The organism is Afipia sp. GW822-FHT03D08, assembly GCF_058801645.1.
Map to the genome: position 1 here is coordinate 2892991 of NZ_JBXANK010000001.1, position 20917 is coordinate 2913907.

Consider the following 20917-nt stretch of genomic DNA (forward strand, 5'->3'; position numbering starts at 1 on the left):
ATCCCATGGCCAAAGCGGCCCCCATTTCCATCCCAGCTTCGGACAAGGCGGCGGCATTGGCGCTCACGCCTGTTTCACGTGAAACAGAGGCACGGCTCGATCGCTATGTCGATTTGCTGGTGGCGTGGCAGGCCAAGACCAATCTCGTCGCGCCCTCCACGCTTCCGCAGCTTTGGATCAGGCACATTGCCGACTCGCTCCAGCTTCTGGATCTCGCGCCGTCGGCAAGACGTTGGCTGGACTTCGGCAGCGGTGGTGGTTTTCCCGGGGTGGTTCTGGCCTGCGCGATGGCGGAGCATGAAGGCGCGTCCGTCCAGCTTGTCGAACGAATCGCCAAGAAGGCGGCGTTTCTGCGCGAAGCGCTGCGGGTCACCGGGGCGGCCGGCTCGGTTATCCTCGCCGACATCGGGGATTATGTGGATAGCTCAAAGGCGCCGATAGATTGCGTCACAGCGCGCGCGGTCGCTCCACTACATATGTTGCTGGGCTATGCAGAACCTTTGGTGCAACGAGGTGCGAAGGCACTCTTTCTAAAGGGACAAGATGTAGAGTCTGAATTGACGGAAGCTACTAAATACTGGAATATCGAGCCCATTTTGCATCCCAGCCGCACAGGCGGACACGGCTGGATCGTCGAGCTCAACAAGATCGAGCGGCGATAATCGTCCGGCAGTAACAGGTACAAGGCGGCCAGGCACATGGTTGGCATCGGCGGAATTTTTGAGGACGAAAACGGCGCGGCGACGGGCGAGCGGGGTCATCCCCGGATCCTGGCGCTGGCCAATCAGAAGGGCGGCGTCGGCAAGACCACGACCGCGATCAATCTCGGGACTGCGCTGGCTGCCATCGGCGAGCGGGTGCTGATCGTCGATCTCGATCCGCAGGGCAACGCGTCGACCGGTCTCGGCATCGATCGCCGCAACCGCAGCTGCTCGACCTATGACGTGCTGGTCGGCGAGGCCAAGCTGCGCGAGGCGATCATTCCGACCGCGGTGCCTCGCCTGCACATCGCGGCTTCGACCATGGATCTCTCGGGTCTTGAACTCGAACTCGGCACCACGCGCGACCGTGCGTTTCGTCTGCGCGACGCCATCGCCGATCTCAACGTCAATGTCGCGCCGGACACCGACTACACCTACGTGCTGGTCGATTGCCCGCCGTCGCTCAACCTCATCACCGTCAACGCCATGGCGGCGTCGCATGCCATTCTCGTTCCGCTGCAGTGTGAGTTCTTCGCGCTCGAAGGTCTGTCGCAGTTGCTGCAGACGGTGGAGCAGGTGCGCTCGACGCTCAACCCGACGCTGTCGATTCACGGCATCGTGCTGACGATGTTCGACTCGCGCAACAACCTGTCGAACCAGGTCGTCGCCGATGTGCGCCAGTTCATGGGCAAGAAAGTTTACGACACCATGATCCCGCGCAACGTGCGCATTTCCGAAGCGCCGTCCTACGGCAAGCCGGTTCTGGTCTACGATCTCAAGTGCGTCGGCAGCGAAGCGTATCTGAAACTCGCGACTGAAGTCATTCAGCGCGAGCGCGAGTTGCGCACGCACTGATCCTGCGACGTGAATGCTGGCGGCGATGAAGATCGCCGCACCGAAAAGTCTGTGAAGCAGGAGTGCGTGAGTTGAGTGCGAGGGAAGCGGCAATGGCCGAGGAGCGTTCGCGACTGGGTCGCGGTCTTGCAAGTCTGATCGGAGATGTTGGCGGCGAGGCGGCGCATGTCGACCGTCCCGCCCGCACGCCGCGACGCGTTCCGATCGAATTTCTGAAAGCCAACCCGCGCAATCCGCGCCGGACTTTTTCCGACGAAGAACTCAATGAACTGTCGGCGTCGATCAAGCAGCATGGCGTAATTCAACCGATCGTGGTGCGGCCGGTGAAGGGCGCGCAGGATCGTTTCGAGATCATCGCCGGCGAGCGGCGCTGGCGCGCGTCGCAGCGCGCCGGTTTGCACGATGTGCCGATCGTCACTGTCGAAGTGAACGACAGCGACGCGCTCGAAATCGCGATCATCGAGAATGTGCAGCGCTCCGACCTGAACGCGATGGAAGAAGCGCAGGGCTATCACGCGCTCGCCGCGGAGTTCAAACGCAGCCAGGAAGACATCGCCAAGATCGTCGGCAAGAGCCGCAGCCATGTCGCGAACATGATGCGCCTGACCAAGCTGCCCGATCAGGTTCAGGCCTACATCGCCGAAGGCAAACTGTCGGCGGGTCACGCGCGCGCGCTGATCGGCGTGCCGGATGCCGCAGCCGCGGCAAAGCGAATTGTCGAGGAAGGTCTGAACGTGCGTCAGACCGAAGCGCTGGCGCATGAAGAAGGCGTGCCGGAGCGCGGCGCCCAGAAGGCGCGCGGTGGCGGTTCTGCCAAGGTCAAAGATCCCGACACCATCGCGCTCGAAAAGCGGGTCAGCGATGTGCTCGGCCTGAAGGTCAGCGTCGATCACCGCAATCCTGGCGGCACGGTGCAGATCAAGTACACCGATCTCGATCAGCTCGACGAGATTTTGCGGCGGCTGGAAGCAGGCAAGTAACTGCTTCGGCAAAAGATGTCATGGCCGGGCATAGCCCGTCGAAGACGGGCGTGAACGCCCCTTTGTCCCGGCCATCTCGACCAATTGAGCAGAGTGCCTTGGTAATCGGGATCACCGGACAGGCCCGGTGATGACAACCGAGTAACGCCTACCCTCGCCGCCGCGTATTCACGGCAATTGCAAGCAGCGCACGCTGTGCAATGACTTCCGCCAGCGAAGACTGCTTGCGCATGTCGAACGCCGCGTCGGCCAGTTGCGCCATGACCCGGGCCATACGCTCGGAGGTGGTGTTCCGCAGCGCCGTTTCGACCAGCGTCTTGCGCGAAAAGTGCAGCCGCGGAAATCCGCTGTCGAGTGCTTCAAGTTCGCCGCGGCCCTCTTCGATCGACAGACGCGCCTTGTGCAGCAGCGCTGCGTGGCGCTGCGCCGACATGATAATCAAGCCCGGATAGGTGCCTGCGGCCATCGCTTTGGCGAAGGCCGTTTCGACATCGGCGGCACGTCCCGCAAAGGCATTGTCGACGATCGGATCGAGCGCCAGGCCAGATGCGTCGGTCACGATGGCGACCACGTCATCGAGTGTGACCTCGCGCTGACCATGGGCGTAAAGCGCGACTTTCCGAATCTCGTTGCGTGACGCCTGCCGGTCGCCGCCGAGCAGTGACGTCAGCGCTGCGCGCGCGTCTGGCGCAATCTTCAGATTCGACAGCCGCAGTTCGTCGTCGATCAGCTTCGCAAGATCGCGCTCGGTGTCGGCGTAGCAGGCGATGGCCACGGCGGTCTTGGCCTTCTCGCAGGCTTTCCGCAGCGGCGCATCCGGGCGCAGTTCGCCGGCCTCGATGACGATGCGGCAATCCTTCGGCTGCATCTCGGCCAGCGTATCGATGCCGCTTGCGAAGCTGCGCGAGCCGGCGCGAATCCGGATCGCGCGGCGGCCGCCGAACAGCGGCACAGTCATGGCTTCGTCAACCAGCCGTGACGGCTCGGCGGCGAGTTCGTCGCCGTCCATCCTGACCAGGGAAAAAGGATCGTTCGGATCGTCGACGGCCGATGCCATCAAGGCGTCGGCGCGCTCGCGCACGAGGCCAGCGTCGGGACCATAGAGCAGGATGATCGGCCGCGATGGATCGGGCCGGGCCAGAAACGCGTCGATTTCTTTCCCGCGAAGCGCGACCACAATTATCTCAGGGCTGAGTGTCGATCAGGTGCCGGCGATGAAGAACGATGCGAGACGTTGGCTGATATTGTCGGCGATGACCTTTGCAGCGCGGTCTTCGGCGTCACGCAGTCCGCGCGATCGGGCGAAGCGTTGTGCCTGTCCCGGAATGTCATAGGACACGCGCGAGAAGGTCGTACCGGTCAAGACCGTCTTGTCGGTGGCGTTGTCCTTCAGCTCATAGGTCGCATCGATGCCATAGTTTTCGATGTCGGGCCGGGCGGTGGTGGGATCGACGATGATCGACAGGCGGGATGTGGTGAGCCGCATCACCAGACGGTGGGTGGGCGGTCCGCCGACGGCGCTGCCGTACATGCTGAACATCAGATTGTTGCGGATCTCGACACCAAGCCGCGCCTCGCGTGAACCGTTCGGCAGGTTGAGCGGGGGAACCTCGACGCCTTGCAGCTTCTCGCGCAGGGCCGATCCGCCGGTCGCGCTCCGCTCGCCGTACATCGGCTGGAAGCACCCGGCCGTCAGGGCCGCAAGGGCAGCCACGGCGATGAGCCGGACAGCGATGCGCTTATCAAACCACGACATTCACGATCCTCTGCGGAACGATAATGACTTTTCGGGGAGATTTCCCGTCCAGTGCCGATTTTACTGCATCGAGTACCAAAACGGCAGCCTCAATTTCCCCATTTGAAGCATTTCGGGCGACCGTGACATCCGCGCGTTTCTTGCCATTAACCTGCACCGGGAGCGTAATTGTGTCATCGACCAGCAATTTGGCTTCGGTTTCAGGCCAATTTGCCTCCGAAACCAGTTCCTGATGCCCCAGAGCCTGCCAGCATTGCTCGGCCAGATGCGGCATCATCGGGGAGATCAGCCGGACCAGGATGTCGAATGCCTCCCGCGCCGCCGCTGCGACGGCGGGGTCGGTCTGCAGGGATTTCGCCGGCCCGTCGACGACGTCGCCCAGCGCGCCGACGAAGGTATAGAGCTTTGCGATCGCGGTGTTGAACCGCAGCCGTTCGATCGCGGTGGAGACATCCGCAAGGGTGCGGTGCGCGATGCGCCGGAGCGCCATCGCGCCGTCGTTGTTTTCCGGGATGGCCGTCCCCGGCTTCGGCAGAAGCGGAGCGGCGGTATTTACCAGCCGCCAGATGCGCTGGACGAAACGGCCGGCGCCCTGCACGCCTTCCTCGCTCCAGATCACGTCGCGGTCGGGCGGCGAGTCGGACAGCATGAACCAGCGGGCGGTGTCGGCGCCGTAGGTGCCGATGATGTCGTCGGGGTCGACGGTGTTGCGCTTCGACTTCGACATCTTTTCGATCGGGCCGATCTCGATCGGCTCTTTCGTCGTCAGCAGTGTCGCGATGCGCTTGTCGCCGACGGTCTCGATGCTGATCTCGGCCGGCGAGGCAAAGGTGCCGTCCTGCTTCTTGTAGGTTTCGTGCACCACCATGCCTTGCGTGAACATGCCGGCGAACGGCTCGTCCATGCCGATGTGCCCTGTTGCCTTCATCGCGCGGACGAAGAAGCGGCTGTACAGCAGATGCAGGATCGCATGCTCGACGCCGCCGATATACTGGTCGACCGGCATCATGCGATCGACGACATTGCGTGTCGTCGGCGCGTTCTCGTTCCACGGATCGGTGAAGCGCGCGAAGTACCACGACGAATCGACGAACGTATCCATCGTATCGGTTTCGCGTGTCGCCTTGCCGCCGCATTGCGGGCAGGTGACGTGCTTCCAGGTCGGATGATGATCGAGGGCATTGCCCGGCTTGTCGAAGGTCACATCCTCCGGCAGCACGACCGGCAAATCCTTGTCCGGCACCGGCACCACATCGCACGTCGGGCAATGGATCACGGGGATCGGACAGCCCCAGTAGCGCTGGCGCGAAATCCCCCAGTCGCGCAGGCGGAAGTTCACCTGCCGCTCGGCGACCGGCGTATTGCCGCGCGTTGCGCTCTCGAGGCGCCTGGCGACCTCTTCCTTCGCCTCCTCGATGGTCATGCCATCAAGGAAACGCGAGTTGATCATGCGGCCTTCGCCGTCATAGGCGGTGTCCGTAATGACGAATGATTTCGGATCGACGTCCGGCGGACAGACCACCGGCGTATTTCCGAGACCGTATTTGTTGACGAAATCGAGATCGCGCTGATCGTGCGCGGGGCAGCCGAAGATCGCCCCGGTGCCGTATTCCATCAGCACGAAGTTGGCGACATAGACCGGCAGCTTCCAGTCCGGATCGAACGGATGCACGGCCTTGATGCCGGTGTCGAAGCCCTGCTTCTCGGCGGTGTCGATGATTTCCTGCGCGGTGCCCTGACGTTTGGTCTCGGCAATGAATTCGGCGAGCTTCGGGTTTTTCGCCGCTGCCGCCTGCGCGAGCGGATGATCCGGCGCAATCGCCATGAACTTGGCGCCGAACAGCGTATCGGGACGCGTCGTGAAAACCTTGAGTTCGTTCTCGCCGCCGGGGGCGGTCGCCGGGTCGAGCGCGAAACGGATCAGCAGGCCTTCGGAGCGGCCGATCCAGTTGCGCTGCATCAGCCGCACCTTGTCGGGCCAGCGATCGAGCGTGTCGAGCGCGTCAAGCAGATCCTGCGAGTACTTCGTAATCTTGAAGACCCACTGATTCATTTCGCGCTGTTCGACGACGGCGCCGGAGCGCCAGCCGCGGCCGTCGATCACCTGCTCGTTGGCGAGCACGGTCATGTCGACCGGGTCCCAGTTGATCTTGCGCTTTTCGCGCTCGGCGAGCCCAGCCTTCATGAAATCCAGAAACATCTTCTGCTGATGTTTGTAGTAGCTCGGATCGCAGGTCGCGAATTCGCGCGACCAGTCGAGCGACAGCCCCATGGTCTGGAGCTGCTTCTTCATCGCGGCGATGTTCTCGTAGGTCCATGCCTTCGGCGCCACCTTGCGCTCGATCGCGGCATTTTCGGCCGGCAGGCCGAAGGCGTCCCAGCCCATCGGATGCAGCACATTGTGGCCCTTGGCGCGCATGTAGCGCGCGACCACGTCGCCCATGGTGTAATTGCGGACGTGACCCATGTGGATGCGCCCCGACGGATAGGGGAACATCTCGAGCACGTAATATTTCGGCCGGGGATCGTCGTTGCGCGTGGCGAAAATCGCCCGCTCGTCCCAGAGCTTTTGCCAGCGTGGCTCGGATTCGCGGGCGTTATAGCGTTCGGTGCTCATCGGATGGGTCGTCTGCCAAAGGGGGATTCAGGAGGCGGCAGACTAGCCACAAAAGACCGCGAGGGGTCAACGCTTTAGGCGCAAATATGGCCTGCGCGGCCCTTAGCCGGCCAGGGAAACCGGCCGATCGGCAGGCAGGATCAGGCCGTGTTCGACCACCGTGTTCCGCCCCCGGCGTTTGGCCGCATACAGCGCCGCGTCCGCGGCCTCGATCAGATCGTCTTGCGGCTGGGCGCTGCCCGGCGTGACCGTCGCGATGCCCACGCTGACGGTGACGTGCTTGAAATCGCTGGTGACGTGCGGAATCGTCAGTTCTTCGATTGTTGTGCGAACTTTTTCGGCCACCTGCAGCGAGCGGGCCGCACTGCTGTTCGGCAGCAACAAACAGAATTCCTCGCCGCCATAACGGGCTGCGAAGCCGGCATAGGCATCCGCGATTGTCGACAGCGCCTCGCCGACGCGGCTGAGGCAGGCGTCGCCTTCGGGATGGCCGTAGGTGTCGTTGAAAAGCTTGAAATGATCGACGTCGATCATCAGCAGCGAAAGCCGGGTGTCGGATTGCAGTGCCTTCATCCACTCGAATTCGAGCCGGCTCTGGAAGCCCCGGCGGTTGGCCAGCCCGGACACCAGATCGAGCGATGCGATGACGGTGAGCCGGTCGTTGGCGGCGGCCATTTCGCGCTCACGCTCGGAGAGTTGTGACGCCATGGTATCGAACGCCCTGGCGAGCGGAATGAACTCTCTTGGCAGCGAGGCATTCGATGCCCTCGCCGAAAATTCGCCGCGGCCAAAACGATTGGCGGTTTCTGTCATCGCGCGGAGCGGCCGGATGATGAGGCGCTCGCCGGCGAACCAGGCACCGAGCAGCGTCGCGAGAACCACGATTGCAAGCTGGATGTATGCAGTCCGGATGTCACGGTTGATGTCGCTCAGCATCAGGGACTGATTGACGCTGACAATCATGCGGGCCTTTGTGCCGGTAACCCGCGCGAACGATACGGCCTTCTTCTCACCATCGGCCGATTCGAAGGAGATCGATCCATATTCGCGATCGAGATTGATTTCACGCAGCGTGACCGCTTCCAGCAGCGAGGTGTCCTTGAGCTTCTGCCCGATCAGATTCATGCTTTCGGGTGGGGACGCCAGGATCGTTCCCGCGCCGTCGACAAGGACGACCGATACGCCCGAACGTCCGCCGCGATTCACCAGCAGCTGCGACATCCATTTCAGATCGATCGCAGCGATGACCACCGATTCCTGCCGGCCGTCCACCGCCGAAACCGGATACGCCGCAATCATCGTCGGCAGGCTGGTAATGCGGCTCGGGATGAAGTCGCTGAGAACGAAATCGTGAAGCTCGCGCGCCTTGAGGACATAATCGCGGTCGCTGAGATCAAAGCCGACGATGCTTTGCTTTGTCGAGCAGTCGATCTTGCCTTCCGGGCCAATGATCGAAAGGTTTCTGATCCACGGCAGATCGACCCGCATGCTGGCGCGCATCACCGCGCACCCGCGGCCCTGCTGGGAACCGGCGGCATAGATATAGGCGGAGGATTTCACAACGGCCTGCACCGTCGATATGATTTCGCGCTGCGCATCGGCGGTATGTTTTGCGAGCTCGGAGAGTTCGTTTGCGGCCTGCATCATCTGCCTGGAGCGCGAGTCTTCCAGCAGGCGGACGCGGTCGAGCATCAAAGGCACGACCAGAATCAACGCCAAAAGCACAAGACGGGCACGAATCCCGAATAGCGCCTTGAGTTTTGACGTGTTGCGGCCGAAGCTGGCGATTGACATCAGTATTCCCTTGCCCCACGCCAACACTACAAAAAAGGGTTCAAGGACCCTTTTTTGAATTCGCTAAAATTCGAATGATCCTTAATTTGAAGGCAAGGTTACATCGATGGCTGTGGATAATATGCCGCCGGTAACATCTGATTCACCAAGCGGTCTCGCCGGCGTGGAGCGCGAGATTTCGCGCGCATGCAAAGACGCGCGCCGTGATCGCTCCTCGGTGACGCTGGTTGCGGTGTCGAAGACATTCGATGGCGACGCCATTGCGCCGGTGATCCGCGCCGGTCAGCGTGTGTTCGGTGAGAACCGCGTGCAGGAAGCGAAAGCCAAGTGGCCGCCGCTAATGGCCGAGCATTCCGGGCTTGCGCTTCACCTGATCGGGCCGCTGCAATCGAACAAGGCCAAGGAGGCCGTCGCGCTGTTTGACGCCATTCATTCGGTGGACCGCGCCAGTCTCTGTGAGGCGCTATCGAAGGAAATCGTTAAGCAAGGCCGTCATCCGCAACTGTTCGTTCAGCTCAACACCGGCGAGGAGCCGCAGAAAGCGGGGATCGCCCCGGCGGATGCCGATGCATTCATTGCGAGCTGCCGCGACGTCTACGGTCTGCAAATTTCCGGACTGATGTGCATCCCTCCGGTCGAGGATCCGCCTGCGGCGCACTTCGCGCTGACCGCCAAGATCGCAGCGCGCAACGGACTGAAATTATTATCGATGGGGATGAGCGCGGATTTCGCCACCGCGATTCAGCTCGGCGCAACCCATGTGCGTGTCGGCTCCGCGATCTTCGGAAAGCGGTAGTTTCTGCACGAAGAACTCCATCGTCATGGCGAGGAGCGCCAGCGAGGAAGCAATCCAGCTTTTTGCTACAGTGGATTGCTTCGCTTCGCTCGCAATGACGCGTAGCTTGCAATGTCACCGATCACGATCTTCGTCTGCGGTCCGATCCGTTCCAGCAAGCGCAGCATCCCATTGCGTGTCAGCCCGACGCAGCCGGCGGTTGGCGAGAATTTTTCGCGGGCTAGATGCAGGAAAACCGCGCTGCCCCGCCTTGCGATGCGCGGCCGGGTGTTGTGGTCGATCTCGATGATGAAATCATAGAGATGATCCTCCCGCGCCAGCCGGTCGCCGTCCTCGCCGGGCGCGCGTTTGACCGCGCGATTGTAATGCCGGTCGGCGGGATTTTCCGACCAGGCGTCCGCAGGGCCGATCGCCCGGACCGGAAGATAGGTTCGCGGCCGGGGGTGCCTGTCGGCGCGCCACCACAGCCGCACCGGCCGGAATATGCCGCGGGGTGTTCCGCCATCGCCTTCGAACTTGTTGGCCTTGATTCCGCCGCGTCCAAGCGCGACCGGTAGGATATGGGTGCCCGCCACCAGCCAACCCTGGTTCGGCCGGCCGGCGGCAGCATGAACCCTGACAGCGGAAAGCGGCCGATCACGCAACGGTGTTCGATAAGCCCTTGGAAAGCCTAGATTTCCCATAATTGGTTCCCGTGACTGCGTACAACTCCGGCTTGCGCTTTCGCCTGCAAATGCTCTATTTCGCCGAGGTTCTTCGAGATCGTTCTCCGGACCCTCTATATACAAGCCGAATTTTAAAGGACTGGATGCAATGGCCAACGCCCGCAAGATCCTGATCGTGGACGACGACACCGATCTGCGCGATGCCCTGGTGGAGCAGTTGTCGCTTCACGAGGAGTTCGAGGCATCCGCCGTCGATACCGGCGCAAAGGGCGCGCTGGCGGCGAAAAGCAATTCTCCCGACCTCGTGCTGATGGATGTCGGCCTGCCCGACACCGACGGCCGCGAGGTGGTCCGCAGCCTGCGCAAGGGCGGCTTCAAGTCGCCGATCATCATGCTGACCGGCCACGACACCGATTCGGACACGGTTCTCGGGCTCGAATCGGGCGCGAACGACTATGTCGCGAAGCCTTTCCGATTCGCCGTGCTGCTGGCCCGCATCCGTGCGCAGCTGCGCCAGCATGAAGCCAGTGAAGACGCGGTGTTTTCGGTGGGTCCGTACAGCTTCCGCCCGGGCTCGAAGATGCTGACCGGCGCCAATGCCAAGAAGGTCCGGCTCACCGAGAAGGAAACCGCGATCCTCCGTTTCCTTTACCGCGCCGGGCAGATGCCGGTGTCGCGCGAGACCCTGCTTCAGGAAGTCTGGGGTTATAATTCCGGGGTGACCACCCACACGCTGGAAACGCATATCTATCGCCTGCGCCAGAAGGTGGAGAAGGACGCCGCGAATCCCGAAATTCTTGTGACTGAGTCTGGCGGCTATAAGCTGGTGCCATGAGGCGAATCAATCGCCGATCCATCTCGGCGCCCTATGGCTATTGAAGACGACATCGCCCTGTTTTCGCGCGTCCCGACACTGAATTTGTTGGGCGCGGCGGCGTTGCAGGTGCTTGCGATCGGCGCCGAGCAGCGCGACTACGGATTCGGTGAGCGGCTGTTCGAACAGGGCGATCCTGCGGATTCCGGTTTCATTGTTCGGCATGGCGCGTTTCGCGTGGCTTCGGACGATGGTCATGAAGCCATTGCGGGCCAGAACGTTCTGATCGGCGAACTCGCGCTGGTGGTTCCGATGGCGCGGCCGGCGACGGCGACGGCTCTGGAACCGTCGTCGGTGCTGCGCATTTCGCGCAGCCTGTTCCAGCGTGTGCTCGAAAGTCATCCCGAAGCGGCAAGACGTCTGCGCGATGATTTCGCCGCGCGCACCAACGCGGCGGCAGGGGCAATGGTCCGGGTGACCGAGACGCTGCGATAGTTTTATCGCGTCCTATCCCAAATCACACATCAAGCACCGCCGTGACCGGCACATGGTCTGACGGGCGCTCCCAGCCGCGCGCGTCCCTGGTGATTTTGAAATCACGAACGCTGTCGCCGAGCGCCTGTGAGACCCAGATGTGGTCGAGGCGGCGGCCCTTGTTCGCCGCGCTCCAGTCCGCGGAGCGGTAGCTCCACCAGGAATAGACTTTCTCGGATAGCGGAATTCGCTGCCGCGCGACGTCAATCCAGTTGCCCTGCGCCTGTATGCCGAGCAGCTTCTCGCATTCGATCGGCGTATGCGACACGATCTTCAAAAGCTGTTTGTGAGACCAGACGTCATGCTCGTGCGGCGCGACGTTGAGATCGCCGACGAGAATATGCCGGTCGGCGGGGTTCGGATGCAGCGGCTCGCAGTCGCGCATCTCGTCGAGGAACGAGAGCTTGTGCTCGAACTTCGGATTGAGCGCGGGATCGGGAATATCGCCGCCGGCAGGCACATAGAAATTATGCACGACCAGCGGGTCGGCGATCTGCGCCTTCGGCCCGAACGCCACCGAGATATGCCGCGAATCGACCTTGCCGCAGAACGTGCGCACGTCGCTCGATTCGAACGGAATTTTCGAGACGATGGCGACGCCGTGATAACCCTTCTGGCCGTTGAGCGCGACGTGCTCATAGCCGAGCCGCTTGAAACGCTTCAGCGGGAATGCGTCATCGATGCATTTGGTTTCCTGGAGACACAGCACATCGGGCCGCACCGACTTGATGAATTTCGCGACCAGATCGATGCGCAGCCGCACCGAATTGATGTTCCAGGTTGTCAGGGTGAAGCGCATGGGAAACGTAAAGCACAGGACGCGCGACGAGGAAACGTCATCCTGAGGTGCGCGCTCTTCTTGCGCGCCTCGAAGTATGACGGGATACGATTGAAGGGGCGCTGTCGCCCTTCGAGGCTCGCACCTCAGGGAGACGGCAACGACCTAGTTGTTCGAGTTCTGATAGTTGGTGAAGTCGATCTTGAACATCGAGGGATCGAGCTTCTTGGTGGTGTCGAGATTGTAGACCGCGACGGTGGTGTCGTATCCCTGCGGATCGGTGACGGTCCATTGCTTGAGCTGATTGTCCTTGGCGCCGATCATCAGCATCAGCCGGCTGGTCCCGACCAGCGCCTGCTTTTCCTCGATGGTGACGCTGATGAACATGTTGTCCGAGGAGATGCCCACGACATTGGTGTCGCGCAGCAGATCGATGCGGTCGGACAACAGGTAGCGCAACGGCGTCTGCGACAACGGATAGACGTCCTGGGTCGCGAGCCTGCGATCCAGCACGACCACCGATGTGCCGTCGGCCACCAGCGCGATCGGCGAGGGATCGTCATACTCGAAACGGATCTTGCCGGGCTTCTGGATATAGAAATCGCCGGTCGTGCGTTTGCCGTCCGGACCGACCTGCACGAAATTGCCTGAGACGTTCTGCAACGACGAGAGGTAAGTGCTGACCTTGCCGGCCAGCGCCTTTTGATTGGCGTCGAAATTCTGGCTCGGCGTCCCGCCGCCGAACAGGCTGCGCAGATCCGGAATGATCGGCGTCGGTGGTGCCGACGTGGCGGGTGCCTGCACCTGCGGTGCGGGGGTATCGCCGATGCGGGCTTTCGGTGCGGGCTTTGGAACAGGAACAGCCTGGGCCAATGCCGATGGCATCATGAGGGATGCCGCGATCGTTGCCGCCAACGCTGCCATAGGCACTTTCATGGGCACTTTCGCCACCGAAACAGGATGTGTGGAGCGTCGGGGCCCGCAGAACGGCTGATTGCGATGGAATTTTCTCAACGGTCCGTCCTGTGGATGCCTTGTGATCTGTCCGCCGGGGCTATCCCGAAGCTATGGCGATTTCGCGGCTGCGAATAGCAGGGATTTAGCCAAATCGTTCGTCTTCCTCGGCCACCAGAATCTCGCGTTTTCCGGCGTGATTGGCCTGCCCGACGATGCCTTCCAGCTCCATCCGCTCCATCAGGGTGGCGGCGCGGTTGTAGCCGATCTGCAGGCGGCGCTGGATGTAGCTGGTCGAGGCCTTGCGATCGCGTTTGACGATCGCAACCGCCTGCGAGAACAGGTCGCCTTCGCCGCCGTTGGCGCCCATGCTCGTGCCGTCGAATACGGCGTTGCCGTCCTCGTCGGTTTCCTCTTCCGCGGTGACCGCCTCGAGGTATTCAGGCTGACCCTGCGACTTGAGATGACGGACGATCTTCTCGACTTCCTCGTCCGACACGAACGGGCCGTGCACGCGGCTGATGCGGCCGCCACCTGCCATGTAGAGCATGTCGCCCTGGCCGAGCAGTTGTTCCGCGCCCATTTCGCCGAGCAGCACGCGGCTGTCGATCTTCGAGGTGACCTGGAAGGAAATACGCGTCGGAAAGTTCGCCTTGATGGTGCCGGTGATGACGTCCACCGACGGGCGTTGCGTCGCGAGAATGACATGGAGACCCGCAGCGCGCGCCATCTGCGCAAGGCGTTGTACTGCGCCTTCGATGTCCTTGCCCGCGACCATCATCAGGTCGGCCATTTCGTCGACAATGATGACGATATAGGGCAGCGGTTCGAGCTCGAGCTTCTCTTCCTCGTAGATCGCCTTGCCGGTTTCCTTGTCAAAGCCGGTCTGCACGGTGCGAGTCAGTTCCTCGCCCTTGGCCTTCGCCTCGGCGACGCGCGTGTTGTAGCCATCGATGTTGCGCACGCCGAGCTTCGCCATGTTCTTGTAGCGCTGCTCCATCTCGCGCACCGCCCATTTCAGCGCGACGACAGCCTTCTTCGGATCGGTCACCACCGGCGTCAGCAGATGCGGAATGCCGTCATAGACCGACAGTTCGAGCATCTTCGGATCGACCATGATCAGGCGGCACTGGTCCGGGCGCAGGCGATAGAGCAGCGACAGGATCATGGTGTTGATGCCGACTGACTTGCCCGAACCGGTGGTGCCGGCGATCAGGAGATGCGGCATGCGCGCCAGATCCACGATCACAGGCTCGCCGCCGATGGTCTTGCCGAGGCACAGCGGCAGCTTCGCGGTGCTCCCGGTTGCTTCCTTCGCGGTGAGAAGTTCACGCAGATAAACTGTCTCCCGCTTGACGTTGGGCAGCTCGATGCCGATGGCGTTGCGCCCGGAGACGACCGCGACACGCGCGGAGATCGCGCTCATGGAGCGCGCGATATCGTCGGCAAGGCCGATCACACGTGACGACTTGATGCCGGGTGCGGGCTCGAGTTCGTAAAGCGTCACGACCGGTCCGGGACTGGCTTTTACGATTTCGCCGCGCACGCCGAAATCCTGCAGCACGCCTTCGAGCGAGCGCGAGTTTTCTTCCAGTTCGTCCTTGCTCAACGTGAGGCGGTCCGATGCTTTCGGAGCGGCGAGAACGGAAACCGGCGGCAGAACGAAGACACCCTTGCGGCCGGACGACTTCGGCTCTGCGCGCTTGCGGGCACGCGGCGCGGGCTCCTCGTCTTCCTCTTCTTCCTCTTCTTCTTCCTCGTTCTCTTCGTATTCGTCTTGCGGCACCAGCGAGGGAGCGCGCCGTCCGCCGCCGAGGTTCGGCTCCATACGCTCGAACGATGCTGAGCGGCGCGATTCCGTGCGTCCGACCAGCATCGCGAAGAAAGCAGAAAGCGCCCGAACCACGCGTGTTTTTGCGCTCATGGCGGTATGAACGATCCAGCCGAGCGAGATCGAACGGCGATCGTCCTCCTCGAAATCCTCTTCATCCTCGATCATCGGCGGCCGGGTGCGTTCGACGATCTTCTCCTGCGCGCCCGCGCCGCATGCGAAGACGAAACTTCCGATCATCGCGGCAAACAGAAGGACGCCGAGCACGATGCGGTAGATCAGGCCGGGCGGACCGAACACCACCGCCGGGAAACGGACCAGCGCGTCGCCGACAACGCCGCCAAGTCCGGTCGGCAGCGGCCATGCGCCGCTGCGCGGCAGGCAGCTTGCAAATCCAGCCGCGATCACGGCGCACAGAATCCAGCAGGCGATGCGCAAGGCTTCGCGGTCGAAATGACGGTGTGTCACCAGCCGCCAGCCCCAGATCGCCACCGGCAGGATCAGCATGATCGCGCCGAGGCCGAGAATCTGCATCAGCATGTCGGCGCCGATCGCGCCCGGACGGCCCATCAGATTGCGGATCGGACCTGAGGTCGCGTGGCTGAGGCTGGGGTCCTGCACCGACCACGTCATCAGAGCCGCGGCAACAACACACGAGAGCGCGATGACGCCGAGCCCGGCGAGTTCGCGCAGGCGCCGCGCCAGCATCTCGCGCAATGGATCGGAGATCTGGCCGACGATGGGAATGACGCGTTCGATCGCTGGCATTGTTTTACGAGCCCCGAGCTTCGTTCAGGACGTCGACCATCCGGTGCAACGCCTCAGCCGTTGTTTCACTGTCCTGCTGCACCAGGGCGACGCGGATATATCCGTTGCCTGGATTGCTGCCATCGGCCTGCGGCCTCGCCAGATAGCTTCCCGGAATGACGCGCACGCCGCCTTCCTTGAAAAGCTTCACCGTCGCCGCTTCGTCGCCGCCATGCGCCGAGACATCGAGCCAGATGCAGAAGCCGCCCGCGGGCCGCCGGTAACCGAAGCGGTTGCCGAGAATCTGGTCCGCGAGATCGAACTTGATCCGGTAGAGCCTGCGGTTCGCATCGACATGAGTCTCGTCGCCATAGGCGGCGACGGCGACATGCTGCAACGGGACCGGCACCTGAGGCGCCGCGACGTTGCGCAGCTCATGGAAGCGCGCGAGAAAATTCCTGTCGCCGGCAACGAAGCCGACGCGCAGGCCAGGCAGGTTCGATCGCTTGGACAGCGACTGGAACGCAACCACGTTGGCGAAGTCGTTTCCGGCGGAGGCGAGCATGCTGCCCGGCGCTTCGCCGGTGTAGATTTCGGAATAGCATTCGTCGCTGAGCACGATGAAACCGTGACGGTCGGCGAGTTGCTTCACGCGGTCGAAGTAGGCGCGCGATGGCACCGAGCCCTGCGGGTTCGCAGGCGATGCCAGGTAGAAGGCGACGGTGCGGTCGAGGGTTTCGGCGCTCAGGGAATCGAGATTGGGCAGAAAGCCGTTCTCGCGCGTGGTCGGCATAAACACCGCTTCGCACCCGGCGGCCCGCGCACCGGCCGCATAGGCGGGATAGAACGGATTGGGCATCAGGATCGCGGGCGTGCCCTTGCGGGGGCTGACATAGCGCGCGGCGGCGATCGCTGCGAAAAACAGCCCCTCGCGGCTGCCGTTGAGCACCAGAATTTCGGTTTCGGGATCGATGGCCTTGGCCAGGGCGAATCGCCGGGAAACCCAGGCGGCGGCGGTCTTGCGGAACGGCTCGATGCCCTTGGCAATCGGGTAGCGGCCGAAGTCGTTGATATGGCTGGCCAGAACCGGTCCGACAAAGCCCGGTACCGGATGCTGCGGCTCTCCAATTGACATATTTATCAATGGCTTGCCTGGCGTGTAAGGGCTCAGCAGCTCGGTCAGCCGGGCAAACGGCGAGCGCTCGCCGTCTTGGGCGCCGGCGGCGGAAGCCGAGCGGGAAGAAGCGGTCATGGCCATTCGAAAAACGCCAGCACTATTAAGGTCCGTCGATCCTGCGGGTCGGTCAGGGGGCCACGCAGGACTTGATCACGTCACCATAGGTGCGGCGAGGTTAAGACGCGATTAACCATCGCGGCGCGGGCTTAGTTTGCCGCCCTTTCCGGGCACTGATCTTACCCCCGAAACCGGCCTCCTTTTCAGGACGCAGCGGCACAAAAAGTAAGGGCCCCAGCTTGCGCTGGGGCCCTCCGACGGACGGGGCATTGCCGGGTTTGTGCCCCAACCGTTGTTCCTGAGCTCGCTTACATGTTGTAGGCGCGCTCGGTGTGGTCGGTGAGATCCAGACCTTCGCGCTCCTGCTCGACCGGAACGCGCAGGCCGACGATCACGTCAACGACCTTGTAGATGATCGCCGAACCGATGCCCGAGAACAGCAGCGTGGTGCCCACGCCCCAGCTCTGCGAGATCATCTGAGCGACCATGTCGTAGTCGCCGACCTTGCCGGTGACGTAGTCCATGACGCCGGTGCCGCCGAGGGCCGGGTTGACCAGAATGCCGGTGCCGAGAGCGCCGACGATGCCGCCGATGCAGTGGACGCCGAACACGTCGAGCGAGTCGTCATAGCCGAGCGCGTTCTTCACAACTGTACAGAAGAACAGGCAGACGACGCCGACGACGAGACCGAGCACGATCGCGCCCATCGGACCTGCGAAGCCGCAAGCCGGAGTGACGGCAACCAGACCCGCGACCGCACCCGACAACGCGCCGAGCACTGACGGATGGCCCTTGATCATCCACTCCGCGAACATCCAGGACAGCGCCGCAGCGGCGGTTGCCAGGAAGGAGTTGGTCATCGCGAGAGCAGCGCCGCCCGAAGCTTCGAGGTTCGATCCGGCGTTGAAGCCGAACCAGCCCACCCAGAGCAGCGAAGCGCCGATCATGGTCATGGTCAGCGAGTGCGGAGCCATCAGCTCCTTGCCGTAGCCGGTGCGCTTGCCGATCAGGAGAGCGCCGACGAGACCTGCGATGCCGGCGTTGATGTGCACCACCGTGCCGCCTGCGAAGTCGAGGGCGCCCTTCTTGAACAGGAAGCCGCCGTCAGCCATCACCTCGTCGAGTTTCGCCTGTGCTGCAGTCTTTGCAGCGCCGTCAGCCGCGGCGGCCAGTGCCTTGGCTGCATCGCTGATCGCGTCCGGTCCGGCCCAGTACCAAACCATGTGGGCCATCGGGAAGTAGATCAGCGTCACCCAGAGCGGGATGAACAGCGCGATCGCTGCGAACTTCATGCGCTCGGCAAAGGCGCCGACGATGAGGGCCGGCGTGATCGCGGCGAAGGTCATCTGGAAGCAGAAATAGATCATTTCCGAGATGTTGGCATCGACCGAGAACGTCGCCGCCATCGAGTCAGTGGTGATGCCGGCCATGAAGGCTTTGGAGAAGCCGCCGATGAAATCCGAACCGCCGGTGAATGCGAGGCTGTAGCCGTAGAGGGCCCAGATTACGCAGACGATGCAGACGGTGTAGAAAACCTGCATCAGCACGGACAGCATGTTCTTGGAGCGGACGAGGCCGCCGTAGAACAGCGCGAGGCCCGGGATGGTCATCAACAGCACGAGAACTGTTGCGGTCATCATCCAGGCATTATCGCCCTTGTTGATGGTTGGCGCGGCGTAGGCGGCTGTCGTAGCGAAGAGGCCGACGGCGAGAGCTGCCAATCCCGCGCTGGTGGGACGCTTGAACGTCATTTGTTTGTACTCCTGATAAGATGAGGTTTGCGCGAAATCAGAGCGCCGCGTCATCGGCCTCGCCCGTGCGGATGCGAACCGCATGGTCGAGATTGATGACGAAGATTTTGCCGTCGCCGATCTGGCCGGTCTTTGCAGCGCCGGTGATCGCTTCGATGGTCTTGTCGACTTGGGATGAGGCGACAGCGACCTCGATCTTGATCTTGGGCAGGAAACTGACGGCGTATTCAGCGCCGCGGTAGATTTCCGTGTGGCCTTTCTGACGGCCATACCCCTTGACTTCCGTCACCGTGAGACCGTGAACGCCGATGGCGGTCAGGGCATCGCGGACCTCTTCCAGCTTGAATGGCTTGATGATGGCCATAACAATTTTCATGGATACTTCCCCGCTTGGGCCCGGTCGTACGGACCGGGCGTTCTCGACTGAGGGTCACCGCGCGAAGAAAGATCACTCCACGGGCACCAGCCGGGTCCCATAGAATCAAATGCCGTGCCAACACCGCCAAATTCCCTAACGATTTATGAATCCAAGGGTTTTTGGCTTTAGAGGGGGTGCGGAGAAATTGGGCTATTTTGTCGCGCCTAAAAGAGCGACAGGGGTGCCAAAAACATAGGCACACCAGACCGCCGACACATTCGTGCCCATCAGACAAGCAAAAGGTATCTAAGCCCCGACAGCCGAGGCCAAATCCAAATGGGGCGATTTATTGGAGTGCTTCGCCGTGCTGGGTGATGTCGAGGCCTTCCACCTCGTGCTCGTGCGGAACCCGCAGACCGGCCAGCATGTCGACGACCTTCAGCAGCACGAACGTCATCGCGCCGGTCCAGACGAACACCGCCGCCACGCCATAGGCCTGGATCAGCAGCAGCCTGGGATTGCCCTCGATCAGCCCGGCGCTCCCGCCGATGGCGGCGGTGGCGAACACGCCGGTCATCAGCGTTCCCAGCAATCCGCCGATGCCGTGAATGCCGAACACGTCGAGCGTGTCGTCATAGTTGAAGCGGTGCTTGAGGTTGGTGCAGGCCCAGAAGCAGACCGCGCCGGCCACCACGCCGATCACGATGCCATGCCAGGGCTCCACGAAGCCCGAGGCGGGCGTAATGGTGCCGAGTCCGGCCACGGCGCCGGAGATCATGCCGAGCACCGAGGGCTTGCGCCGCGTCAGCCATTCGATCGCGGTCCATGTCAGTGCGCCGGCGCAGGCGGCCAGATGCGTCGCGAGGATCGCCATCACGGCGCGCGAGTTGGCCTGCAAGGCGGAGCCGCCGTTGAAGCCGAACCAGCCGACCCACAACAGGCCGGTGCCGATCACCGCCAGCGAAAGATCGTAGGGCGCAAGGTTCTCGGTGCCGTAGCCGCGGCGTCGTCCCATCACAACGGCTGCGACCAAGCCCGCGGTGCCGGCGCTGAGATGAACGACAAGGCCGCCGGCGAAATCGAGAACGCCGGCCTGCGCGAGAAAGCCGCCGCCCCACACCCAGTGTGCGAGCGGAATGTACACGACCGTAAACCAGCCGATGCAAAACAGGACGTAGGATGAGAAGCGCAGGCGGTCCGCGACCGATCCCGCCACCAGCGCGACGGTGATGACCGCAAAGGTCATCTGGTAGATGACGAACAGCGCTTCGGGAATGGTCTTCGCTGCACTGCTCACGCCGTCCATCGTCATGCCGGCCAGCAGAAAGCGCTCCAGCGTGCCGAGCCATGCGCCGTCGCCGACAAACACCAGACTGTAACCGTAGATCACCCAGAGAATGGAAATCAGCGCCACGGCGATCAGGCTTTGCGCCATGGTCGCCAGCACGTTCTTCTTGCGCACCATGCCGGCATAGAACAGCGCGAGACCCGGGATCGTCATCATCAGGACGAGCGCGGTCGCCGTGATCATCCACGCGGTATCGGCGGCATCGATCCTGGCCGTTTCAGCAAGGGCTGGCGTCGCAGACGTGACAGCGATGCTCACAGCAGAAACCGCGGTCGCAAACTGTGCGACCGCACGCGGCAATCTCAACATGGTAATCCCCCCGGCTCGTGTGGTGGTTCGCAAGTCCGCATCATTTCTGCAGCACATGGTGCGCGCCGAAAAATGAAGCGAACTTCGGATCAGGA

Annotated in this window: 18 protein-coding genes; 6 read left to right on the top strand and 12 right to left on the bottom strand. The window is 62.5% G+C overall.

Annotated features, from left to right (window positions below):
- Window positions 1-5: 5 nt before the first annotated feature.
- From rsmG to AC1RM7_RS14320, 3 genes are all read left to right on the top strand, one after another.
- Entirely contained in the window at window positions 6-662 is a 657-nt protein-coding gene (rsmG, locus tag AC1RM7_RS14310) for a 16S rRNA (guanine(527)-N(7))-methyltransferase RsmG (RefSeq protein ID WP_024921040.1), read from the top strand.
- Between the two features lie 36 nt (window positions 663-698).
- The gene (locus AC1RM7_RS14315) at window positions 699-1556 is read left to right on the top strand and encodes a ParA family protein (RefSeq protein WP_006023298.1); all 858 of its coding nucleotides are present in this window, start codon (window positions 699-701) and stop codon (window positions 1554-1556) included.
- Between the two features lie 92 nt (window positions 1557-1648).
- The gene (locus AC1RM7_RS14320) at window positions 1649-2536 is read left to right on the top strand and encodes a ParB/RepB/Spo0J family partition protein (protein WP_006023297.1); all 888 of its coding nucleotides are present in this window, start codon (window positions 1649-1651) and stop codon (window positions 2534-2536) included.
- A 148-nt stretch (window positions 2537-2684) separates the two neighbouring features.
- Here the strand turns inward: AC1RM7_RS14320 and holA are convergent, their stop codons facing one another.
- The 4 genes from holA to AC1RM7_RS14340 form a co-directional block, all read right to left on the bottom strand.
- Complete coding sequence (gene holA, locus AC1RM7_RS14325) at window positions 2685-3713, bottom strand: DNA polymerase III subunit delta (RefSeq protein ID WP_024921039.1); 1029 nt, start codon at window positions 3711-3713, stop codon at window positions 2685-2687.
- A gap of 24 nt (window positions 3714-3737) precedes the next feature.
- Window positions 3738-4292 carry an LPS assembly lipoprotein LptE gene (locus tag AC1RM7_RS14330; RefSeq protein ID WP_024921038.1) on the bottom strand — a complete coding sequence of 185 codons (555 nt, stop codon included), beginning with the start codon at window positions 4290-4292 and terminating at the stop codon, window positions 3738-3740.
- On the bottom strand, window positions 4279-6909 hold the full coding sequence (gene leuS / locus AC1RM7_RS14335) for a leucine--tRNA ligase (protein WP_024921037.1): 2631 nt from the start codon (window positions 6907-6909) through the stop codon (window positions 4279-4281). The genes AC1RM7_RS14330 and leuS overlap by 14 nt, the downstream gene beginning before the upstream one ends.
- Before the next feature lie 102 nt (window positions 6910-7011).
- Complete coding sequence (locus AC1RM7_RS14340; RefSeq protein WP_006023293.1) at window positions 7012-8703, bottom strand: sensor domain-containing diguanylate cyclase; 1692 nt, start codon at window positions 8701-8703, stop codon at window positions 7012-7014.
- Between the two features lie 106 nt (window positions 8704-8809).
- On the opposite strand from AC1RM7_RS14340, the gene AC1RM7_RS14345 reads away from it, so the two are divergent.
- A complete protein-coding gene (locus tag AC1RM7_RS14345; protein WP_024921036.1) occupies window positions 8810-9499 on the top strand; it encodes a YggS family pyridoxal phosphate-dependent enzyme in 690 nt (229 codons plus the stop codon).
- A 65-nt stretch (window positions 9500-9564) separates the two neighbouring features.
- Here AC1RM7_RS14345 and AC1RM7_RS14350 read toward each other — a convergent pair whose 3' ends face one another.
- On the bottom strand, window positions 9565-10182 hold the full coding sequence (locus tag AC1RM7_RS14350) for a L,D-transpeptidase family protein (RefSeq protein WP_024921035.1): 618 nt from the start codon (window positions 10180-10182) through the stop codon (window positions 9565-9567).
- A 130-nt stretch (window positions 10183-10312) separates the two neighbouring features.
- Here AC1RM7_RS14350 and AC1RM7_RS14355 point away from each other — a divergent pair, with 130 nt between their 5' ends.
- The gene (locus tag AC1RM7_RS14355) at window positions 10313-10999 is read left to right on the top strand and encodes a response regulator transcription factor (RefSeq protein WP_006023290.1); all 687 of its coding nucleotides are present in this window, start codon (window positions 10313-10315) and stop codon (window positions 10997-10999) included.
- 33 nt (window positions 11000-11032) lie between these two features.
- Window positions 11033-11473 carry a Crp/Fnr family transcriptional regulator gene (locus tag AC1RM7_RS14360; protein WP_006023289.1) on the top strand — a complete coding sequence of 147 codons (441 nt, stop codon included), beginning with the start codon at window positions 11033-11035 and terminating at the stop codon, window positions 11471-11473.
- Between the two features lie 22 nt (window positions 11474-11495).
- Here AC1RM7_RS14360 and AC1RM7_RS14365 read toward each other — a convergent pair whose 3' ends face one another.
- The 7 genes from AC1RM7_RS14365 to AC1RM7_RS14395 all read right to left on the bottom strand — a co-directional run bounded on the left by AC1RM7_RS14365 (window position 11496) and on the right by AC1RM7_RS14395 (window position 20822).
- Window positions 11496-12311 (bottom strand): exodeoxyribonuclease III, encoded by an 816-nt coding sequence (locus tag AC1RM7_RS14365; protein WP_024921034.1) that lies wholly within the window; start codon window positions 12309-12311, stop codon window positions 11496-11498.
- A 144-nt stretch (window positions 12312-12455) separates the two neighbouring features.
- On the bottom strand, window positions 12456-13304 hold the full coding sequence (locus tag AC1RM7_RS14370; RefSeq protein WP_024921033.1) for an outer membrane lipoprotein carrier protein LolA: 849 nt from the start codon (window positions 13302-13304) through the stop codon (window positions 12456-12458).
- 85 nt (window positions 13305-13389) lie between these two features.
- Window positions 13390-15843 carry a DNA translocase FtsK gene (locus tag AC1RM7_RS14375; protein ID WP_024921032.1) on the bottom strand — a complete coding sequence of 818 codons (2454 nt, stop codon included), beginning with the start codon at window positions 15841-15843 and terminating at the stop codon, window positions 13390-13392.
- 4 nt (window positions 15844-15847) lie between these two features.
- Complete coding sequence (locus AC1RM7_RS14380) at window positions 15848-17080, bottom strand: aminotransferase class I/II-fold pyridoxal phosphate-dependent enzyme (protein WP_024927795.1); 1233 nt, start codon at window positions 17078-17080, stop codon at window positions 15848-15850.
- A 284-nt stretch (window positions 17081-17364) separates the two neighbouring features.
- Window positions 17365-18807, bottom strand: coding sequence for an ammonium transporter (locus AC1RM7_RS14385; RefSeq protein ID WP_024920171.1), 1443 nt, complete (start codon window positions 18805-18807; stop codon window positions 17365-17367).
- A 37-nt stretch (window positions 18808-18844) separates the two neighbouring features.
- Window positions 18845-19183: a P-II family nitrogen regulator gene (locus AC1RM7_RS14390; protein ID WP_002713927.1), complete on the bottom strand. Its 339-nt coding sequence runs from the start codon at window positions 19181-19183 to the stop codon at window positions 18845-18847.
- Between the two features lie 328 nt (window positions 19184-19511).
- The gene (locus AC1RM7_RS14395; protein ID WP_024920172.1) at window positions 19512-20822 is read right to left on the bottom strand and encodes an ammonium transporter; all 1311 of its coding nucleotides are present in this window, start codon (window positions 20820-20822) and stop codon (window positions 19512-19514) included.
- Window positions 20823-20917: the final 95 nt, after the last annotated feature.

Coding starts and splice junctions, on each gene's coding strand:
- rsmG (WP_024921040.1), top strand. CDS start 6: ATGGCCAAAGCGGCCCCCATTTCCATCCCAGCTTCGGACAAGGCGGCG.
- AC1RM7_RS14315 (WP_006023298.1), top strand. CDS start 699: ATGGTTGGCATCGGCGGAATTTTTGAGGACGAAAACGGCGCGGCGACG.
- AC1RM7_RS14320 (WP_006023297.1), top strand. CDS start 1,649: ATGGCCGAGGAGCGTTCGCGACTGGGTCGCGGTCTTGCAAGTCTGATC.
- AC1RM7_RS14330 (WP_024921038.1), bottom strand. CDS start 4,292: ATGTCGTGGTTTGATAAGCGCATCGCTGTCCGGCTCATCGCCGTGGCT.
- leuS (WP_024921037.1), bottom strand. CDS start 6,909: ATGAGCACCGAACGCTATAACGCCCGCGAATCCGAGCCACGCTGGCAA.
- AC1RM7_RS14340 (WP_006023293.1), bottom strand. CDS start 8,703: ATGTCAATCGCCAGCTTCGGCCGCAACACGTCAAAACTCAAGGCGCTA.
- AC1RM7_RS14345 (WP_024921036.1), top strand. CDS start 8,810: ATGGCTGTGGATAATATGCCGCCGGTAACATCTGATTCACCAAGCGGT.
- AC1RM7_RS14350 (WP_024921035.1), bottom strand. CDS start 10,182: ATGGGAAATCTAGGCTTTCCAAGGGCTTATCGAACACCGTTGCGTGAT.
- AC1RM7_RS14355 (WP_006023290.1), top strand. CDS start 10,313: ATGGCCAACGCCCGCAAGATCCTGATCGTGGACGACGACACCGATCTG.
- AC1RM7_RS14360 (WP_006023289.1), top strand. CDS start 11,033: ATGGCTATTGAAGACGACATCGCCCTGTTTTCGCGCGTCCCGACACTG.
- AC1RM7_RS14365 (WP_024921034.1), bottom strand. CDS start 12,311: ATGCGCTTCACCCTGACAACCTGGAACATCAATTCGGTGCGGCTGCGC.
- AC1RM7_RS14375 (WP_024921032.1), bottom strand. CDS start 15,843: ATGCCAGCGATCGAACGCGTCATTCCCATCGTCGGCCAGATCTCCGAT.
- AC1RM7_RS14380 (WP_024927795.1), bottom strand. CDS start 17,080: ATGGCCATGACCGCTTCTTCCCGCTCGGCTTCCGCCGCCGGCGCCCAA.
- AC1RM7_RS14385 (WP_024920171.1), bottom strand. CDS start 18,807: ATGACGTTCAAGCGTCCCACCAGCGCGGGATTGGCAGCTCTCGCCGTC.
- AC1RM7_RS14390 (WP_002713927.1), bottom strand. CDS start 19,183: ATGAAAATTGTTATGGCCATCATCAAGCCATTCAAGCTGGAAGAGGTC.
- AC1RM7_RS14395 (WP_024920172.1), bottom strand. CDS start 20,822: ATGTTGAGATTGCCGCGTGCGGTCGCACAGTTTGCGACCGCGGTTTCT.